At 50.3% G+C, this 17,295-nt stretch carries 18 protein-coding genes and 1 pseudogene; 8 read left to right on the top strand and 11 right to left on the bottom strand.

Annotation, left to right across the window (positions count from 1 at the left end; all coding sequences use genetic code 11):
• Positions 1–368: 368 nt before the first annotated feature.
• The 9 genes from DR88_RS31730 to DR88_RS27910 form a co-directional block, all read right to left on the bottom strand.
• Positions 369–863 (bottom strand): Mov34/MPN/PAD-1 family protein, encoded by a 495-nt coding sequence (locus tag DR88_RS31730; protein ID WP_157779422.1) that lies wholly within the window; start codon positions 861–863, stop codon positions 369–371.
• On the bottom strand, positions 853–2,655 hold the full coding sequence (locus DR88_RS16790; protein WP_050511144.1) for a ThiF family adenylyltransferase: 1,803 nt from the start codon (positions 2,653–2,655) through the stop codon (positions 853–855). Before DR88_RS16790 ends, DR88_RS31730 begins: the two co-directional genes overlap by 11 nt.
• Positions 2,652–3,797, bottom strand: a complete 1,146-nt coding sequence (locus tag DR88_RS16795; RefSeq protein ID WP_004147988.1) for an SMODS domain-containing nucleotidyltransferase — start codon at positions 3,795–3,797, stop codon at positions 2,652–2,654. The genes DR88_RS16790 and DR88_RS16795 overlap by 4 nt, the downstream gene beginning before the upstream one ends.
• Before the next feature lie 5 nt (positions 3,798–3,802).
• Positions 3,803–5,302 (bottom strand): CBASS system CD-NTase-associated protein Cap4, encoded by a 1,500-nt coding sequence (gene cap4 / locus DR88_RS16800; protein ID WP_004147987.1) that lies wholly within the window; start codon positions 5,300–5,302, stop codon positions 3,803–3,805.
• A 663-nt stretch (positions 5,303–5,965) separates the two neighbouring features.
• On the bottom strand, positions 5,966–6,406 hold the full coding sequence (locus tag DR88_RS16805) for a hypothetical protein (protein ID WP_032443841.1): 441 nt from the start codon (positions 6,404–6,406) through the stop codon (positions 5,966–5,968).
• A gap of 13 nt (positions 6,407–6,419) precedes the next feature.
• Positions 6,420–6,965, bottom strand: coding sequence for a replication protein P (locus DR88_RS0125460; RefSeq protein ID WP_223176365.1), 546 nt, complete (start codon positions 6,963–6,965; stop codon positions 6,420–6,422).
• Positions 6,877–7,860, bottom strand: a complete 984-nt coding sequence (locus tag DR88_RS31430; RefSeq protein WP_004147984.1) for a DnaT-like ssDNA-binding domain-containing protein — start codon at positions 7,858–7,860, stop codon at positions 6,877–6,879. Before DR88_RS31430 ends, DR88_RS0125460 begins: the two co-directional genes overlap by 89 nt.
• A 51-nt stretch (positions 7,861–7,911) precedes the next feature.
• On the bottom strand, positions 7,912–8,466 hold the full coding sequence (locus DR88_RS16815; RefSeq protein WP_004147983.1) for a toxin YdaT family protein: 555 nt from the start codon (positions 8,464–8,466) through the stop codon (positions 7,912–7,914).
• Positions 8,467–8,468: 2 nt separating this feature from the next.
• Complete coding sequence (locus DR88_RS27910) at positions 8,469–8,690, bottom strand: transcriptional regulator (RefSeq protein WP_004147982.1); 222 nt, start codon at positions 8,688–8,690, stop codon at positions 8,469–8,471.
• A gap of 180 nt (positions 8,691–8,870) precedes the next feature.
• Between DR88_RS27910 and DR88_RS0125450 the strand changes: the two genes are divergently transcribed.
• Positions 8,871–9,215, top strand: coding sequence for a transcriptional regulator (locus DR88_RS0125450; RefSeq protein ID WP_223168509.1), 345 nt, complete (start codon positions 8,871–8,873; stop codon positions 9,213–9,215).
• Between the two features lie 322 nt (positions 9,216–9,537).
• Here DR88_RS0125450 and DR88_RS31425 read toward each other — a convergent pair whose 3' ends face one another.
• Positions 9,538–10,083 (bottom strand): hypothetical protein, encoded by a 546-nt coding sequence (locus DR88_RS31425; protein ID WP_227499848.1) that lies wholly within the window; start codon positions 10,081–10,083, stop codon positions 9,538–9,540.
• A 160-nt stretch (positions 10,084–10,243) separates the two neighbouring features.
• Between DR88_RS31425 and DR88_RS27900 the strand changes: the two genes are divergently transcribed.
• From DR88_RS27900 to DR88_RS0125435, 5 genes and pseudogenes are all read left to right on the top strand, one after another.
• Entirely contained in the window at positions 10,244–10,438 is a 195-nt protein-coding gene (locus DR88_RS27900) for a DUF1482 family protein (RefSeq protein ID WP_016160636.1), read from the top strand.
• Between the two features lie 42 nt (positions 10,439–10,480).
• Positions 10,481–10,825: an Rrf2 family transcriptional regulator gene (locus DR88_RS16820; RefSeq protein WP_014228879.1), complete on the top strand. Its 345-nt coding sequence runs from the start codon at positions 10,481–10,483 to the stop codon at positions 10,823–10,825.
• Positions 10,826–10,966: 141 nt separating this feature from the next.
• Positions 10,967–13,105: a 3'-5' exonuclease gene (locus DR88_RS16825; protein WP_004147979.1), complete on the top strand. Its 2,139-nt coding sequence runs from the start codon at positions 10,967–10,969 to the stop codon at positions 13,103–13,105.
• 52 nt (positions 13,106–13,157) lie between these two features.
• The gene (locus DR88_RS0125440) at positions 13,158–13,403 is read left to right on the top strand and encodes an excisionase (RefSeq protein ID WP_012542206.1); all 246 of its coding nucleotides are present in this window, start codon (positions 13,158–13,160) and stop codon (positions 13,401–13,403) included.
• Positions 13,384–14,511: pseudogene (locus DR88_RS0125435) on the top strand (site-specific integrase). Before DR88_RS0125440 ends, DR88_RS0125435 begins: the two are co-directional and overlap by 20 nt.
• Before the next feature lie 117 nt (positions 14,512–14,628).
• On the opposite strand, the gene icd reads toward DR88_RS0125435, so the two are convergent.
• Positions 14,629–15,879: an NADP-dependent isocitrate dehydrogenase gene (gene icd / locus DR88_RS16830; protein ID WP_004150800.1), complete on the bottom strand. Its 1,251-nt coding sequence runs from the start codon at positions 15,877–15,879 to the stop codon at positions 14,629–14,631.
• A 240-nt stretch (positions 15,880–16,119) separates the two neighbouring features.
• On the opposite strand from icd, the gene rluE reads away from it, so the two are divergent.
• Both rluE and DR88_RS16840 read left to right on the top strand, forming a co-directional pair.
• Positions 16,120–16,770, top strand: coding sequence for a 23S rRNA pseudouridine(2457) synthase RluE (gene rluE / locus DR88_RS16835; protein ID WP_032443838.1), 651 nt, complete (start codon positions 16,120–16,122; stop codon positions 16,768–16,770).
• 16 nt (positions 16,771–16,786) lie between these two features.
• Positions 16,787–17,245, top strand: coding sequence for an NUDIX hydrolase (locus DR88_RS16840; protein ID WP_004150802.1), 459 nt, complete (start codon positions 16,787–16,789; stop codon positions 17,243–17,245).
• Positions 17,246–17,295: the final 50 nt, after the last annotated feature.

Below are 17,295 nucleotides of genomic sequence, written 5' to 3'. Positions count from 1 at the left end.
TGCTTCGAGCGAAAAGCGGACAGTGATGACAGCATTCTTTTTGAATCAATGGCGGGGCAGATGGTAATGACACAGGCTTTATGGACTGGTAATGGTCGCTCTGAAAGCGATCATTCCTGCAATCCCGCGTCTTCTTGTTCCGGAAAGCGGTTTTATAAGCGTGTGTGGTTTGTGTCAAGCATCTCAACGAAAATCGTTCATGAGACCGATGATTAAGTGACGTCGCACACAATGAACGCCTCGGCTCGCTGACCAGCCTGAGTATCTGTCGACTGCGTTAACCGGCAGAGTGCGGCTCCGCCGGGCCGCAAAAAGTGGTGTTTCAGGCCTGAAGACCATGGTCTGATAGAAAACAAAGGGGACGAATATTAAATCAGTACCTCTCGCAGTCTGATGGGGGCGTCTCCCCTTGGAAATACACTGGCGCTCAGACTATATGAGCCTGCCGGATCCCCTCCAAGTATAATCATTACAGGCTCCAAGCACTGGTAGCCAGGGTTCGCTGCAATGCTTGTCATGGATCTGAAGTCATCACCACTTGGCTTGGGTGAGCCTCCTGGATGAAAATGCCACTCACCAACATAATACAATCCCGTTTTCCATCGGGCATGAAGTAATGGCCTCAGCCCTCTGACGCCCCGTTGAAATGTCGTCCGGCCAGCGAGTGAATCCGCTGGACGAGTCGTGGATTCCACGATCATTGCCGTAGAACTGTCTTCGCTGTATGAGCCAATCAGAATGCCACCTGTTTCATTTACGCCAGCTTTAAGACATTCGGAAACCATCTGCTCAATGGCTGAGGAGCTAATGACGACCGTATAAAGAGCTACCTCACTTGAAAAAGTCACATCTTTAATACTCATGCGGCTCTCTCTCGACAGTGCCATCAGGCATCTGCTTAAAATATTCATAGATTCTCCCTGGCGCACTGACAACCCGGCAAATGAATTTTGTACCGACGGCCGCCCATAACTGTACGTCATCGGCACGGGCCGGAAATACAGGATGCCAGCACCCGATACCTTCTATTCTCGCCTCATCCATGTCGATCTCAGGTGACGCCGAGGCGTCGAAGCGGCTGGAAGCATCCGTCACCGGAAAAGTTGTTTCACTGGCAGCAAACGCAAATAAACCTTCAGCCCGCCATGTCATAGCCAGGCTGATAAATATTTTTTCACTTTGCCAGTCAAATGCCGCCAATGACTTAAGAACACCATCATCACCGGTACAATCAATGATCACGTCATACTGACGCAGTGAGTTTTTTGTGACCTCACTCTCAGGGGGAAACGCGCAGCTGAATGAACGTGCACTTGCGTCAGGCAGAATACGATTCAGATGTTCAACCAGCGCGGCCGCTTTGTTATGGCCAACTGACGTCATTGTCAGGGCGTGACGGCTCAGATTTCCGGTCTGTAGAAGGTCTGCGTCCAGAATGCCCTGGCTGACAACACCTATGCGCATCAGGTTTTCTGCAATCATGCTACCCAGTGAGCCTGCACCGATTATCAGCACCTTTTTGCTGCGAATGTCGTTGGCCGCTTCGCCACGTGTTCTGAGCTGGTCGGCAGACCAATTCTGCGTCCTCACCCACTTGATGGGCTCCTGTGAAAGTGGCTGTTCGCGATCCCAAGTTCTACGATTCCGTTCCGTTGGACGGAATCCGGGGCGTTTTGTCATTGTATTACTGAGACCGGCCAGACGCAGTGCCAGCCAGTGAATTCGCGCTGGCTCATCTCCAATTTTGTTTTCCAGCGGAAAACCCAGCAAGAGTAATCCGGGCGCGCGTTGCTTGCGCAGGGCTCTGACAGAACGCCCAATATCTGAAAAGAGGTCCGGCAGTGATAACCCGCATTGTGCGAAGCAATTGCTGAGCTCCTGCCAGGTCTTGGGTGCCTGCCAAGGAGCCAGAACTGGGAGGGTAGGCAAAACAGACCACACTGCATTCGTAGTTCTCGCGCCTTTGCGCATGAACGAGGACCATTTGGTTGTCCGGATTAGCTTTCCTTTGTTATCAAAAAACTCACGCAAAAAGCGGGCACCGCGCGCACCGGGCAATCCAGTGCTGCTTGCATACCCCCATTCTCCTGTTTTCGATGCCCAGAAGGGGAGATCATCAATCTGTTCGCTAAAACCAATCACGGTAAAGGGTGACTGATCGGGGAAGGCGGGGAGTTCAACAGCATCCCCGGTTGTGGTCAGTTTTTCCTGTGCAGCGGCGTCAATCCAGAGCAGCAGCCTACTGAGTCGCCAGCTGATTCTGTCGAGTAGTGCTTCGGGTTCCAGCCCCCATAAGTTACGACCAAATACGGCGGGCGTATTCTCAAGGCACGGATTTCCTGAGGTCCATTCACGGGTAGACGCATCCGAAAAGTTGTAGTTTTGGTGCTGGAACGTGGCTGAAATACCTTCCGATTTATCGGGATAAACCTCTATGCGTATCAGGGTCTCTTCCTGCCAGAGGACCAGATGCCAGACGCTGTTGTCTGGCATGAACCTAGAACCGGGTACGGAAAGCTCGGCGGTGAATTTTAGAGACCATCTTTTGTCAGCAGAGAGCGCCCAGGCATTGTTCGTCTGCATCCTAGGATCATTATTGATCAGGGTGAGCGCTGCCTGCAGCTCTCTTGGCACTTGCTGAACGACTGTACTCAAGCGAAGCGTCCGGTTTTCTGTGGTTCTGCTGGTTTACTTGGCGTTGTAAATCCACCGTTGCGATCACCGCCCTGAGGGCCGGGTAAAGGAAACTTGGATCCGAACAGTTGGCGCCAGAGTTGTGCGCTTTCCTGAGGATCCTCAGACGCCAGCGCGTTACGGGCAATTTCCGCCGCACCCGCAATACCCTCATAAAATGAACAGAAATCTTCGGCTGTTAAGCGCGCCATCACGTCATGCTCTGCAACCCCGTGATCTGACAACCACGGCTTACTTTTCTGATTGTAAATGGCTGCCCAGCGCAATAAAAAAGTGTCCATCAGTTGAATAAGCCCTTGGGCCATTGATGTGGTGCCATTATCCAGCGCGTTTCCAATCAGATGCTCCAGCGGATAGCCTTTAGGATATTTCGGTAGGTCTTCGCTGTTCTGCTGTCGCCACCATTTCACCGCCCTGACAAGGTTGATGTAGTGACCGTTGCAAAGACGGTTTTTCTCGGCGGTCCATCTGATCTGCGCGAGTGGATGTGTCCGGCCCCACTCACTCTTTTCTCTGTCAGGAAGCGCTAACGGGTGCGCTTTCCATTCTGAAGCGGGGGCGTCCTCTACTTGCGCACTGTTACTCTCAGACAACCATCCCGTATTGGGGATCCAACTTTTATTCAGGCGCCAGTCAGTTTGCTCTTCCAGAGAGTTAACAGTCAGAACTGACTCTGATTTATAGAGCTGCTCAAGATGGCTTTTTTCTGCCCCTGACTCTGGGATGGCGGTGATCACTAGGTCCAGTTCGACATAGGAGAGGGTAATACCAAAAGAGCGCCCCTGAGTTTCCCATTTACCCGGGTAATACTTTTCGAGGAATGGGATGAACAGGTCCATTGCATCAGTGGGAGACATCCGGGTATGGTCAAGATTGGTCACCACGACAATATCAACATCAGGGCGCTTATCGCCGAGCGGACGGATTGCTGTTGAACGACGAATGCTGCCCTGCAGGAACGTTGATACGACAATTTCCTTGAGTGGTTCGAAATTCTTCAGGCGCTCGCGCAGTGTCCTTGCACCACTTTTCCAGTCTTCCTTCTGTGTATCAGTCGGCCTGATATTTGCTAAAAATTCGTTGAACTGAGGTTGAAGTTCCATGGTGATTAAACCTTAAATGAAGGAAGGTAGGAGCCATCTCGTTGGCGTTGAAAGTCAAACTCATAAAAGACACATGTCCCCAGAAAATCCGTGTGCTGGCCAAGATAAAAATTAACGGCATTTGGCGCAGCGCTGAAAATATGCAAGCTTGCCTCAACCGGTAAATCTGCATCCGTGACTACATCGGACACCTGTTCGGCAAGCGCTACGGCATGTGAACCGTTTTTCACAGATCGTTGCCCGTGCCCGTTTGCGGGGGTTAAGTGAATGATACGTCCTATGTCAGGCTGATTTTCGAGTATGTATGCGCGCGCTTTTGGCAGCGCATTTCTCGCGATGCTGAGCACTACAGCGACATCGCTTCCGGTTCCGACAGTCTCGGTTTCGATAATCGCATCAGGTTCATCCTGCGATTCGTTCTCAGACCAGATGGAGTCGCCCATTCTCCCTTTCTGGACCAGTTCGATTTCTACGCCTGACTTGTGACCAAGACATTTGCCGGCAAGCATTGCAATGGAGCTGTGGGTATTTAGATACAGCCGAACTTTACGCTCCGTCTGCCTTATACCTGTGAGGAAGGTTTCTACTTGGGGCTTAATAACATTATTCCATTCAATGCCCGGGGAGGGAAATCGACCTTCGAAGAGAGAAAGCAGGGAGAGTGTGTGTTCCGGAAGCGCATCCATGATGTCCAGTGGCCCATCGCTGAAAGAGCGTAGCGCAACATTTCTGAAGCTTTCAGGTGCTTCCGATCTGATCCAGTTCTCTTCCTCGCAAAGGGCTGTGAATTGCTCTCGGGTAAAGCGATAACGTTCCTGACTGCGTAAGGCACGCGCAGCGCCATCGAAACGGAAGTCCGAACTTGTTTCGCAGGTTATCAAACCAATGATCTGGAAGCAGGTATTAACTTTTTCACGCATCGCTTCAAGCGTGGGCTGTGACTGCTGAATGTGAAAACCAGAAAGCACCTGCTCCAGCTCCTGGTCTGTGGAAAGCTTAAGATGTTGGCGCCAGAGCTTGCGAACCTTTCCCTTACGGCTCCTGTCGCTCGTGCCATCAAACAACTTATCGAGTCGTATTGAGCCATCCACATTGCTGATTATTTCACCAAGCGGGTCCTCATCGATAATTCGATCTGTCGTGACAAGATGAAAAGCAGAGTTGACAGGCTCAGTTCCTTTTGCCTGTTTTAGCCTTTCAAGGATCGAGAAGGTTTCAGCACCGATGAATGCGGGGTCAATCAGGTCCTCGAATCCGAAGCTAGCGGCTTGTGTAACGTGAAACTTGATTTGATAGTAATCGGCCTGAATCCGATCGGGCCCGGTGCTGCGGCGGGGGGGGTTATAACGCGTAATCACGTCATCAAAGGCTTTAGGGCCATCGGCTTCATAGGAAACTTCTACGACGAAATCTTGTTGGGGATTTTTAAGCCGGGATGCCTCAATCCAGAAATACCGAGCCTGGTAATCATGACCGTGCCAATTAGCCAATACAGAAGTCGCCATGAGATTCCTCCCAGATAACAGTAATATTTTGAAACTATCACGTCAGAGGATACTGTTCAAGAAAACAGTGTTTATTGCAGACCCTGGAATTCATTAACAACTCATTTTTATTTAAGTTATTGATATTAACATTAAATAAAAGGTTAAAAAAAAATATCAATCAGACTTCTGTTGAACTGAAGAACAAAATTTTTTTAATTCCCAGACGATCCCTGAAAAAGAGCATTCAACTGCAGACTTCTGTAGGATGATCAACTATTGAACAAAATGACATTGATCAAAGGTGTGATTATTGACTGTGTATTCAAGGCACAAGAGTCATCACAGTCATCATAACTAGTGCCTCCTTCGACTCGCAAGCTTTGCCGGGTTGTCAGCCCGACAGCAGTAACCGGCAGGCCGGTAAGCTTCGCCGACTCACTAGAAGCAGCATTTCGGAACTGTCGACTGGGGTCTGATGTAAAAAATTAAACACTAAGGATCAAGGATGGTTCGCTCTGAGCGAGGAATGGATGACATGCTCCCGGTAAACTAACATGGCACGATGTAAGCAAGTTCTGCTTCTGGCACTCAGCGGACATCTCAGCTTTTCCTCACCCCGGAATAATTAAACTTAGCTTTGACATCCCGTACCAGCTGCTGTTGATTCTATTTAAGGCATATTCACCACCTCGCCACATTGCGCAGGCAGCGGTTACGCATTCTGGCAAGCAACCAGAGTTCGTTTGCTGTTGTAGCCATCCCAAGCATCGAGGTGTAAACAGTCGCAGCCCGGCGCCACAGCTTTTTGTCTTCCAGCATCTTCGCCAGTGACAGTGCGTCCTGGACTTTTTTCACATCTTCTTCAGATAATTGTGTTGCAGCCTGCGGCAGGGCAACATCGGGAACCTCAACGCCTGCCCCCACTCGATAGACGTACTGGCAGCCGTTATGGGTACGATGGAGTTTTCCCGCGGCATGTAGCTGCCGCAGCAAGTTACCTGCTGTACTGGCTTGCAAGTCCAGCGCATCGCAGACATCCTGCAGGACGCATTCTGGCGTCCGGCTAACGATGGCAAGCACCATCTGTGCTTTGGTTACTTTGGTTTTTGATTGTTTGGTCATGGTCAAAACTCGTTTACTTGGTTAAACCTGCCGCCTTGCGGCGTTTGTACTCTTCCATCAGAACCTGCGCTGGCGTCGGCCCTGCTGGATGCCTCGGTGCTGCCAACTGCCGACGAATCGGGGGAATCGAAAACCCGTTAGCCAGGTGTTTGGTCCATTTCGTGAGTAAGTTTTCTGCCAGTTTTTTCAGCTCTCCCTCAGTCAGGTTCCTCTCAACTCCGGTTCTGCGCATCTCAATGCAAATGTGATACATAACATCCTGTTTCCATGGGTATTTGTCGCTGCCCGAGTATCGGTAAGACTCATTCCTCCAGCGCTTGTATTCCGCCATTACAGATTCGGATGTCAGATTGAACGGGTTAGCACCGCTGGCAGATACCAGAGCAACGAATTCAGCCAGATCCGGTGGCCATGTGTTACCCGCGGCGCAGCGCTCCATGCACTGACTGCAGACCAGAGTAATCTGGGCTTCACTCATCGATCCAATCTGGGCAATCCACATATCCGAGGGCGCCGCCCCGTTCTTCTGGGTCCACCGGTTCGAAAATATTTCCCCCATGACTGTCCATAGCCGCCATGCTGTATCCGCCGCCAACAAGTCCGTTTTGCTTTTCCCAGCGTTCTCTGGCTGCCTGAATTTCCTGAACTGCCCGGGATGCGGTGTTAACTGGTTGAATTCCTGCATGGTCTTTACCTCCGGTTGCTGGTTGTGGTTTAGATTTGGCTCTGGCACTTATCACGCTGCGGGCAAATTTCTGCTCCCATTGAATCTGAGTGAACACTTTCCCCTCGGATTTCCAGTACGCGATGAACTCTGCCAGCTCTGTCGGCAGGTATGCCGGTTCGGGAAGCGCTATACCCCAGGTAGCAGCCAGCCGCGGCCAGTCCTGTGACGGCAGCCAAAGGTCGTGCATGGTGAATTTCCCGATCGGAATATCCACTCCAGGCAGATACTGAGGTTGCTGGGGAAAATTTCTCTCCTGCGCATAGAGAGTGGGGTTTGATCCTTTTCCCTTCCCTTCCCTTCCTTTTCCGTCAGTGAGCCCTCCTTGATGATTCACTGAGTCCTCATTGAGCCCTCCTTGATTAGTCACTCTCTTTTCTTCCTCTCCTGCCTTATCCTCAGAGAGTTCTGGCGGAAGGGGTATTTTTGAAGCTGAAGGCCTGTTTATTTTTTGATGCTTAAGGAAACCTTTAATCTGTAAATAGCAGACATCATTCACTGAATACTCAATGAGTAATCCATGAGTAATCAGTTCCTGTATTAGTGGTTCGCAATCGAGCGCGTCCGCAGGGAAGATCTGCATCTTCAACCGTTTTGGCGAACGCTCAAGGCATCCCATGTCGTTGGCGAAGTTGAACAACCCGATAAACAGGAGACGCGCTGGAATTGAACATTCCACCACCTTCTCATCTGTCCAGAATTCAGGTTTAACTGTTCTGATGCGGGCCATCTGAAACCTCTTATTAGCCAGCTGGTGCTGGTGGTCATTGTCAAAACTCGATTAGAAAAACTGCGGCGCTACGGTGCTGATGCTAGCCAGAAGTGGTCCCGCCGCATCTGCAGGAAGCATGTTAAAAAGTGCAATTGCTGCCTCCCGAATTTCACGCTCTAACTTCTGCAACGGAGCACCAAGCAATTTTGCCTGGTGCGCTTCGCTACACTCTTTGATTGCTTGAGCCACCAGCTCGCTTTCAGTCAATCCACGTTTCAATCCGTGTTTGCGCGCAATCTCAATAGGCATCGCATCAGCGATCGCTCCTGAAAGCTGCATGACGTAGCTGGTGTACTTCTCTGATCCAGATTCGTTTTTCAGGTAGCGGTACAGATTCTGTTTATTGACGTTTATTCCGCGACCCTTTTGTTTTCTCCATTGCTCATCCACCAGCTGCGCGATGTGGTCCTGTGCACGTCCAGGTAAAGTCGACTCCCATTCCTGAACGGCAGCAAAAATTGCTCTACTCTTCATCCGAGCCCGGCGTAGACCGGAAAACTGATTTTCTGAGTTCAGTTGCAGGCCCATTACCGGGTTATGATTTTTAAAAGAGATGGTTTGCATACTTACTCCTTCGGTAATCCATCCGTTGGGTTTGGGTAGAGATCTGGTCTGAGTTCATGCGGAGTAACTTTCCACTCCAATGCCTTACTGACTTTCAGAACCAACTCGCCGGGAACTTTATGTTTGAACCAACCATTTACTGTTTGTGCTCGCCGATTAAGCCGCCGTCCGATTTCCGATTGGCTACACACGGCAAGTAATTTTTTTTGAAGTGATGGCTTCATGCGCTGCTCCACTAATAACTGTAAATTTGAATTACAGTTTAATCAGTTTATTTCGATGGTGTCAAATCATTCGATATGGGGCCTGAAGAAAAAATCTGTATAATCTTTCTCATGTGTTTGTTTGGGTGGATGAAGATGAACTTTGGTGTTCGACTGCAACGAGTCTTAGATGAGATAGGAATGTCTCAATCAGAACTGGGGCGGAGGATCGGTGCGACATCCCAATCAGTGAATGGCTGGTGTCAGGCTGGAATCCTTCCCAGGAAAGAAATGCTTGAGCAACTTCCTGATATAACAGGAAAACCTTTGTATTGGTTTTTCATGACAGATGAAGACGAAGAGACGCTGCAGCCGCCAAGATCGGAAGATATCTATGTCCTTACCCCGGAGACCAAAAAGCTCATAGAAATTTACGATCAGCTTCCTCAAGTGGAGCAAGAACGATTCGTCGGGTTAATGCAGTTAAGGCTGGAAGAACTCGATGCTTTCATGAACGAATATTTAATGAAACGAAAGAAAGACTAGAACAGCCTTACCCGCCCCTTCATAAGCGCCGCCTTCGGGCGGTTTTTTTGTGCCTGCTCCCCACCTCACATCCAATTCTGAAATTTAAATCATCAGTTTTAATTGACATCTGTAGTTTATATCGATAATACTATCTCCGTCCTATGACGTCATCGAGGCAGGAAGCCCACGAAGTAGCTGCCGGCGGCATACGAAACACCGGATGAGATGACGACAAGAAGAATTCGCAGCAGGTTATAACGTTCCGCCGGCCGGCGTTACAGGCATGAGATAGGGCATCACTATGAGAATAGATATATCCAAGATAGGGAAAATTTACTTTTTACTCGTCTCCCCAATCAAACTCTCTGTCGCGCAGGATTTGGAGGCCCGATTCGGAGACCGCGTAATCATTGCAGCTTTTGGTACTGATATCACGTCCATGGGCCTGGCACCAGGTGATGAAATCGTAAGTGCTGGCTACCACCTTCACAGCCTGGATACCGCTGTTTTCGTAGCGCTCCACCATGCTATCGGTGCGGATACGCCAGTCGTGGTAGTCAAAGGGAAGGACGTAAGCATCTGAAAGGATTTTTTGGAATTCTTCGTAGTGAGCGGGATTTTCGTACCAGAAGACAGGTATAGGGCTACGAGACATTTTTCTCTCTTTTATTTGGCTGTGTGAGAGCGCCAAGAATACCACCGAGCCTGAAGTGGTGAAAAGACAGGCATGACGACTATCAGGCTTTGCAATGCGGTGAATGCGGCTATGCGCACGCGACACAGTTAAAAAAAAGTAAACATGGCGGTTATTCACTCGTTGTGGGGAAAAGTTGTCGGCGGTAGTTGTTAACTGGCTGCCGTCACCGGGAGGCACCCGGCGCCGCATTGCAAAACCACAACTTAATAATGAGTTAACTGGAGATAACTATGAAGGATTTTGCCCGAGTACCTACCGGGAACCAGGCGACCCGCCTGAATTGGTTCTAGGTGAGACTACGCCAGCTGTGTTACTTGCTGGCGCAGAAAGGAAACCCTGAGGCTGAGGCATGAATACCCTGTTTGCCCTTGTCATCAGCGTTTGTGCTCTCACTGGTGAATGCTCTGATGTTCTGATCGGTGTTTATCCATCAGAGGCCAGTTGCAACAGCAACGCCGATGAACAAAAAGTACAGGGCCAGTGCCTCCCCTACCGAAATGCACAAAACATGGCTGACGACCAACAGCCTGCAGTGAGTTTTTGAATCGAGTTTTGACCAATGGCCGTTACGGCCGGAGAAGTGATTATGGAATTTGGAATGAAACGCGTTCTGGCATCTGTCCAGGCCGCAGCCACTTTGAATAAGCTCTATGACGGCTCGCCCGTTTCACTGACGGCCATCAGTAAAGAGTCAAAGCTGTCTACTTCATACCTTGAGCAGATCTTCAAAAAGCTGCGGGCGGGTAACCTGGTAATTTCACAGCGTGGCCCAGGTGGTGGTTATAGCCCCCGCGGCGATGACATCACCGTTACAGAAGTGATCACTGCGGTATCTAAACTGCCAGCCCATAAAACTTTTGAGCCTATCCTGCGAGCGCTTGACGACGTTCGCGTATCACAGCTGCTGCGGGGCGATTCGCCAGCCCCATAAAGCACAAAACCCGCGCAAGGCGGGTTAAGTACCCGGTCAGCCGACCAAAGCTCTCCGGAATCGAGTTTTGACCAATGACCACCACCAAGGCGGCTGCCATCAGCTGCCGGGTATCTTACAATCCAAAGGAGCCCAAACGCAATGAACAACTACCCGTATCTCATTAAAGCGAAGGCAAAAGCAAACGAAGCGAAAAGTCTCTTCTGCTGGTTCTCTGCTAAATCCGATTCTCGCGCCGAGCGCAAAATCCTGGACATCCTGGAAGACGCTGAAATTAACGTTGGCCGCGGCGCCAGCCATCAGCTGCCGATCCGCACCAACTGGCTCATCGTTGATGACTTACCGGAAGAAGGTGTACTGGATGACACCTGGTGCGATCGCTACGAGCTTGGTGGTGAAGACGGGCTGACATGGCAAAAAATCGTTGCGCCAGCGGCTGCTGAACCACAGCCCTCCAGTAAACCAGAAAACGATATCTCTCCTGCAAATAGCGATGAAGAGGACTATTCGAACAATGAAGAAGCACTCTTCAACCTGGCGGAAATGTCATTCCGCACGCAGCTGCTTGCCCAGTATATGGCCGACGAGCGTCACGTGTATCACATTAGCATTCCTCATCGTAACCGCCTTTCAGCGATGGAAATGGATACGGATAATCACGGTGTGCAGAATCTGCTGCTGACGGCAGAAAATATTCCGGAGCTTAAAAAATATGATATGCCTGGCCTGTGGAAATTTACCAGTGCATTTAAGAGCGTATTTCCTGTGGGGAAACGCCATAAGCTCGGCAAGCAAATTCAGTTCGCCAAATTATGGCTTGAAACGTCGCATATTGACCGCGGGATCCTTACAAAGGAATGGGCTGCTGGAAACTATATCACCTCAATAAACAAAACCGATGCCGGCGCCAATGCTGGCGGCGGTAACAAAACTGACCGCAATCCGGATTATCAGCATTCGCTGGATACTCTGGATATAGAGATCGCTCTTGCAACGATGCCTATGGATTTTGACATCTATAATTTTCCGGCATCAGTCCACCGCCGCGCGAAGGAAATAGTACAGAAGAAAGAAAGTCCATTTAAAGAATGGTCTGCAGCATTACGGAGCACACCAGGCATCCTTGATTATTCCCGTGCAGCGATTTTTGCACTGATCAGGGAAGCATCCAGTGGAATAACTCCTTTTCCAGATCGGTTACGTGGCTACATCAACGCGAATCTGACTGAACATAAGCATGATACCCCGAGCGCTGAGACGCTTACCAAGGCGGGACATATTCCATCTGCTGCAGTCACTCTGGATGCAACAAACCAAGTAATCGCCGGAGAGGATAGCAGCGCAAAACTGGAAACACTCTCCTCCGACATTAAAGCAGTTGGTGCCGAACTGGTAAAAGAGGCTCAAAAGCAACGTCCGGACGCTAATCAGGTTCTGGCCGCCGAGCGCGGCGAATATGTTGAAGGGGTTAGCGACCCTACGGATCCGAAGTGGGTAACCGAAGACCTTACCAAGACCAGGCAGCCTGAAGTTTCAAAAATTGGGGACGGAGTATTTTCCATTGAAGGTCTTGTTGACGTTACGGGCAAGGTTAACCAAAAAGAAAAAACAGATGAAGTTGTTCATCAAACGGATTCTGTAGATATTGAATCCGGTCATCATAATAAGGAGGAAGATCAGCCAATTGATTATGTTCACGTTATGGTTGATCTGGAAACCATGGGTAAAAAATATAACGCCCCTATCGTCGCTATTGGTGCGGTTGTTTTTGACCCGGCAACCGGCTCTATTGGAGAAAGTTTCTATAAAGTCGTATGCCTTGAATCCTCCGTGAACTGGGGCGCCGTAATCGATCCATCTACTGTTATCTGGTGGCTTAAGCAGTCCTCCGAAGCACGCTCTGCGATCGTAAATGATGATGCTATCCCGTTGCAGGATGCATTACTCCAGTTCAGAGAATTTGTTTCTGATAATGTCGCTGGTGGGAGCAAAAAGGCGCAGGTATGGGGTAACGGTGCGTCATTCGACAACTCTATTCTGCGTTCTTCTTACGATTGCATTGCTGAAGATTATCCGTGGGAATACTGGAACGATCGGGACGTACGAACAATGGTAGAGCTCGGCCAAGCCATTAGCTTCGACCCCAAAACAACGATCCCGTTTGAAGGGTCTCGTCACAATGCCCTCGCTGATGCTATTCATCAGGCCCGCTATGTATCAGCGATCTGGCAGCGAATAATTGCCGGCAATCAGGTGCTGCAAAAATTGATGCAAAACTGATTTTGTATTTTCAGATACTGGCCCAGCAATGGGCCATGATGAGGTAAAACATATGCTCCAGATGTTAACCCTTGAAGAGTGGGCAAACGAGAAATACAGAAGCAATCCTCCAAGTGTTTCCACTCTCAGGAATTATGCTAAACAGAATATGTTTTCTCCCCCAGCCAAAAAAGAAGGTCGATTCTGGCGCGTCAGGGAGGATGCTGAGTTGGTCGGTACATTGACCACTCCTGTAGTAAAGAAAAGCGACCCTGTTCTTTTGCAGAGGATTTTGAACGATGGCTGCCAGACCACGTAAAAATAATATATCTATTCCAAATTTATACCCGCTCTTCAGCAGAAAGGTTAATAAAGTATACTGGCGTTATAAGCACCCGATAACTGGTAAGTTTCATAGTCTAGGAACAGACGAAGCAGAGGCCACGGCAATAGCTATTGAAGCAAATAAAAGACTGGCGGAACAACAAACTCGCCAGATAATGGCAATCACTGACAGAATTTCCACCAGCTCAGGAAAATCAATATCAACTAACACCTAGCTTGAACGTTACTGGAAGATTCAGCAGGAAAGATTGAAGTCCGGAGATATTAAAGAAAACACTATCAAACAAAAAGCAAAACCAGTATCTCTGCTTAAGGAACGGGTAGGAATGAAATTAATATCCGCTGTCAATGTTCGAGATGTTGCGCAAATTCTTGATGAATATTTAGCGGAGGGACAACCCAGAATGGCTCAGGTCATTCGCTCTGTCCTAATAGATGTTTTTAAAGAAGCTCAGCATGCGGGAGAAGTACCTCCTGGTTATAACCCTGCACTAGCAACTAAACAACCTCGTAGAAAGATCACTCGCCAGCGCCTCACTCTTGAGGAATGGCAAAAGATTTTTGATATAGCCGATGAAAATCACAAATACATGGGGAACGCCATGCTTTTAGCCATAGTAACAGGACAGCGACTAGGTGATATATCCCGTATGAAATTCTCGGACATCTGGGACGATCATCTACACGTTGAGCAAGAGAAAACCGGAAGCAAAATCGCTATACCATTAGCTCTGCGTTGCAACGCAATCAACTGGAGCCTACGAGATGTAATCAGTCGTTGCCGGGATTATGCAGTAAGCCCTTATTTGGTTCATTTCTTTAGAACCACCTCACAGGCTGAGCGAGGAGCACAGGTGAAACCCAGAACACTGACCATGAACTTCAGCAAGGCAAGGGACAGTGCCAATATTGACTGGGGACAAGGTACACCGGCAACTTTCCATGAACAAAGATCGCTTTCCGAGCGGTTATATAAAGCCCAGGGTATAAACACGAAAGATTTACTTGGACACAAAACTCAACAACAAACGGATAGGTACCATGATGATCGAGGTAAGGGGTGGACAAAGGTGGCCTTATGAGGTTTTTCGGGAGGGGTTTTGATAACTTGTTTTGATAAAATTTTGATAACCGTTCGAAAACTAATAATAAAAACGGGAACCACCAGGTTCCCGTTCTGACATAATCTGAGGGGCAGATTACATGTTCGCGATAATTGCGTCGCCAAACTCGCTACATTTCAGCAGTTTAGCGCCTTCCATCAGACGTTCAAAGTCATAGGTCACGGTCTTAGCGGCGATAGCGCCTTCCATGCCTTTGACGATCAGGTCTGCGGCTTCGAACCACTGCATGTGGCGCAGCATCATCTCTGCGGACAGGATGATGGAGCCCGGGTTCACTTTGTCCTGGCCGGCATACTTCGGCGCAGTACCGTGAGTCGCTTCGAACAGCGCGCACTCGTCACCGATGTTGGCGCCCGGGGCGATACCGATACCGCCAACCTGCGCCGCCAGGGCGTCAGAGATATAGTCGCCGTTCAGGTTCATACAGGCGATAACGTCGTATTCCGCCGGACGCAGCAGGATCTGCTGCAGGAACGCATCGGCGATCACGTCTTTCACCACGATCTCTTTGCCGGTGTTCGGGTTCTTGATTTTCACCCACGGACCGCCGTCGATCAGCTCGCCGCCGAACTCTTCGCGAGCCAGCTGGTAGCCCCAGTCTTTGAACGCGCCTTCGGTGAACTTCATGATGTTGCCTTTGTGCACCAGAGTGACGGAATCACGATCGTTGGTGATCGCGTATTCAATCGCGGCGCGCACCAGGCGTTTGGTGCCTTCTTCAGAGCACGGCTTGATGCCGATGCCGCAATGTTCCGGGAAGCGAATTTTCTTCACGCCCATCTCATCGCGCAGGAATTTGATCACTTTGTCTGCTTCCGCAGAGTCGGCTTTCCACTCGATACCCGCATAGATATCTTCTGAGTTTTCACGGAAGATAACCATGTCGGTCAGTTCCGGGTGTTTAACCGGGCTCGGGGTGCCCTGGTAGTAACGTACCGGACGCAGGCAGACGTAAAGATCCAGCTCCTGGCGCAGCGCCACGTTCAGAGAACGAATGCCGCCGCCGACTGGGGTGGTCAGAGGACCTTTGATAGCAACGCGGTAGTCACGAATCAGATCGAGGGTTTCAGCTGGCAGCCAGACGTCCTGGCCATAGACGTGGGTTGATTTCTCACCGGTGTAAACTTCCATCCAGGAAATTTTACGCTCGCCCTTATAGGCTTTCTCAACGGCGGCATCAACCACTTTCAGCATCGCTGGGGTAACGTCAACGCCGATACCGTCACCTTCAATGAACGGGATAATCGGATTGTGAGGGACGTTCAGTTTGCCGTTTTGCAGGGTGATTTTTTGACCTTCCGCCGGAACTACTACTTTGCTTTCCATTAACCTCTCCTTCGAGCGCTTCTGGTTCTGCTCTTCCCTCTTCACGCGAGCCTGGTGTTGGCTGAGTCGGCCAGCTTCGGCGTACCGGGTCTTCCCGCTAACCGGAGCTATCGCGTCCGTGTCGCCTTCCTGCCTGTAGTGCGAATCGGTTTGAGCAATTTTTTGTTAATAATTTGTAATGAGCATGTCAATACTACCTGAATGTTTGCGTCCATGAAAGGCATTCGTAATTAGGCTATAATGCGGCAATTGATAAAGCCTGAAAATACCATGCAGAAAACTTCATTTAGAAAACATCGCGTTGAGCGATTCAGCACACAACAAGTCACCAGACAACGTAAAGAACGCCAGCCAAAAACTGTGATCTTGTTCAATAAACCCTATGATGTGTTGCCGCAATTTACCGATGAAGCCGGGCGCAGCACGCTAAAAGATTTTATTCCGGTGGCGGGCGTCTACGCCGCAGGTCGGCTCGATCGCGACAGCGAAGGCCTGCTGGTGCTGACCAACGACGGCGCGCTGCAGGCGAAGCTGACCCAGCCGGGTAAGCGCACCGGCAAGATCTACTATGTTCAGGTGGAAGGCGAACCCACGCCCGAGGCGCTGACCGCCTTGCGCGACGGCATCACCCTTAACGACGGCCCCACCCTGCCTGCCGGCGTAGAACTTGTCGAGGAACCCGTCTGGCTGTGGCCGCGCAACCCGCCGATTCGTGAGCGCAAATCGATTCCCACCCGCTGGTTGAAAATCACGCTCTACGAGGGACGCAACCGCCAGGTGCGCCGGATGACCGCCCACGTCGGCTTCCCCACCCTGCGGCTGATCCGCTACGCCATGGGCGGCTATACCCTCGACGGACTGGCCAACGGCGACTGGCGCAAAGCCGAATAACTGAAAAGGAAAAGCGATGTTTAAACCTCATGTCACCGTTGCCTGCGTGGTTCACGCCCAGGATAAATTTCTCATCGTCGAAGAAACCATTAACGGCAAAGCGCTGTGGAACCAGCCGGCGGGCCATCTCGAGGCCAATGAAACGCTGCTGCAGGCCGCCGAACGTGAACTGTGGGAAGAGACCGGCATTCGCGCCACGCCGCAGCATTTCATCCGCATGCATCAGTGGCTGGCTCCCGATAACACCCCGTTTCTGCGCTTCCTGTTCGCCATCGAACTTAGCGATCTGTGCGCCACTGAACCGCACGACAGCGATATCGATCGCTGCCTGTGGCTCAGTGCTGAGGAAATTCTTAACGCGCCGAACCTGCGCTCGCCGCTGGTTGCCGAAAGCATTCGCTGCTACCTGCAGGACCCGCGGCAGCCGCTGTCGCTGATTGGCGCATTTAACTGGCCGTTCACAGGGGGTGAATGAACGGTGAGCGCGTGCTAGAATACGCCGCCTCGAAGTTCAATGTAGCGAGT

Origin of the sequence: Klebsiella pneumoniae (genome assembly GCF_000742135.1) — a bacterium.
Taxonomy (GTDB): Bacteria; Pseudomonadota; Gammaproteobacteria; order Enterobacterales; family Enterobacteriaceae; genus Klebsiella; species Klebsiella pneumoniae.
This window is presented reverse-complemented; position numbering and strand designations above follow the sequence as displayed.

Coding starts and splice junctions, on each gene's coding strand:
- DR88_RS31730 (WP_157779422.1), bottom strand. CDS start 863: ATGAGTATTAAAGATGTGACTTTTTCAAGTGAGGTAGCTCTTTATACG.
- DR88_RS16795 (WP_004147988.1), bottom strand. CDS start 3,797: ATGGAACTTCAACCTCAGTTCAACGAATTTTTAGCAAATATCAGGCCG.
- cap4 (WP_004147987.1), bottom strand. CDS start 5,302: ATGGCGACTTCTGTATTGGCTAATTGGCACGGTCATGATTACCAGGCT.
- DR88_RS16805 (WP_032443841.1), bottom strand. CDS start 6,406: ATGACCAAACAATCAAAAACCAAAGTAACCAAAGCACAGATGGTGCTT.
- DR88_RS0125460 (WP_223176365.1), bottom strand. CDS start 6,965: ATGGGGGAAATATTTTCGAACCGGTGGACCCAGAAGAACGGGGCGGCG.
- DR88_RS31430 (WP_004147984.1), bottom strand. CDS start 7,860: ATGGCCCGCATCAGAACAGTTAAACCTGAATTCTGGACAGATGAGAAG.
- DR88_RS16815 (WP_004147983.1), bottom strand. CDS start 8,466: ATGCAAACCATCTCTTTTAAAAATCATAACCCGGTAATGGGCCTGCAA.
- DR88_RS27910 (WP_004147982.1), bottom strand. CDS start 8,690: ATGAAGCCATCACTTCAAAAAAAATTACTTGCCGTGTGTAGCCAATCG.
- DR88_RS0125450 (WP_223168509.1), top strand. CDS start 8,871: ATGTCTCAATCAGAACTGGGGCGGAGGATCGGTGCGACATCCCAATCA.
- DR88_RS31425 (WP_227499848.1), bottom strand. CDS start 10,083: ATGCGGCGCCGGGTGCCTCCCGGTGACGGCAGCCAGTTAACAACTACC.
- DR88_RS27900 (WP_016160636.1), top strand. CDS start 10,244: ATGAATACCCTGTTTGCCCTTGTCATCAGCGTTTGTGCTCTCACTGGT.
- DR88_RS16820 (WP_014228879.1), top strand. CDS start 10,481: ATGGAATTTGGAATGAAACGCGTTCTGGCATCTGTCCAGGCCGCAGCC.
- DR88_RS16825 (WP_004147979.1), top strand. CDS start 10,967: ATGAACAACTACCCGTATCTCATTAAAGCGAAGGCAAAAGCAAACGAA.
- DR88_RS0125440 (WP_012542206.1), top strand. CDS start 13,158: ATGCTCCAGATGTTAACCCTTGAAGAGTGGGCAAACGAGAAATACAGA.
- icd (WP_004150800.1), bottom strand. CDS start 15,879: ATGGAAAGCAAAGTAGTAGTTCCGGCGGAAGGTCAAAAAATCACCCTG.
- rluE (WP_032443838.1), top strand. CDS start 16,120: ATGCGGCAATTGATAAAGCCTGAAAATACCATGCAGAAAACTTCATTT.
- DR88_RS16840 (WP_004150802.1), top strand. CDS start 16,787: ATGTTTAAACCTCATGTCACCGTTGCCTGCGTGGTTCACGCCCAGGAT.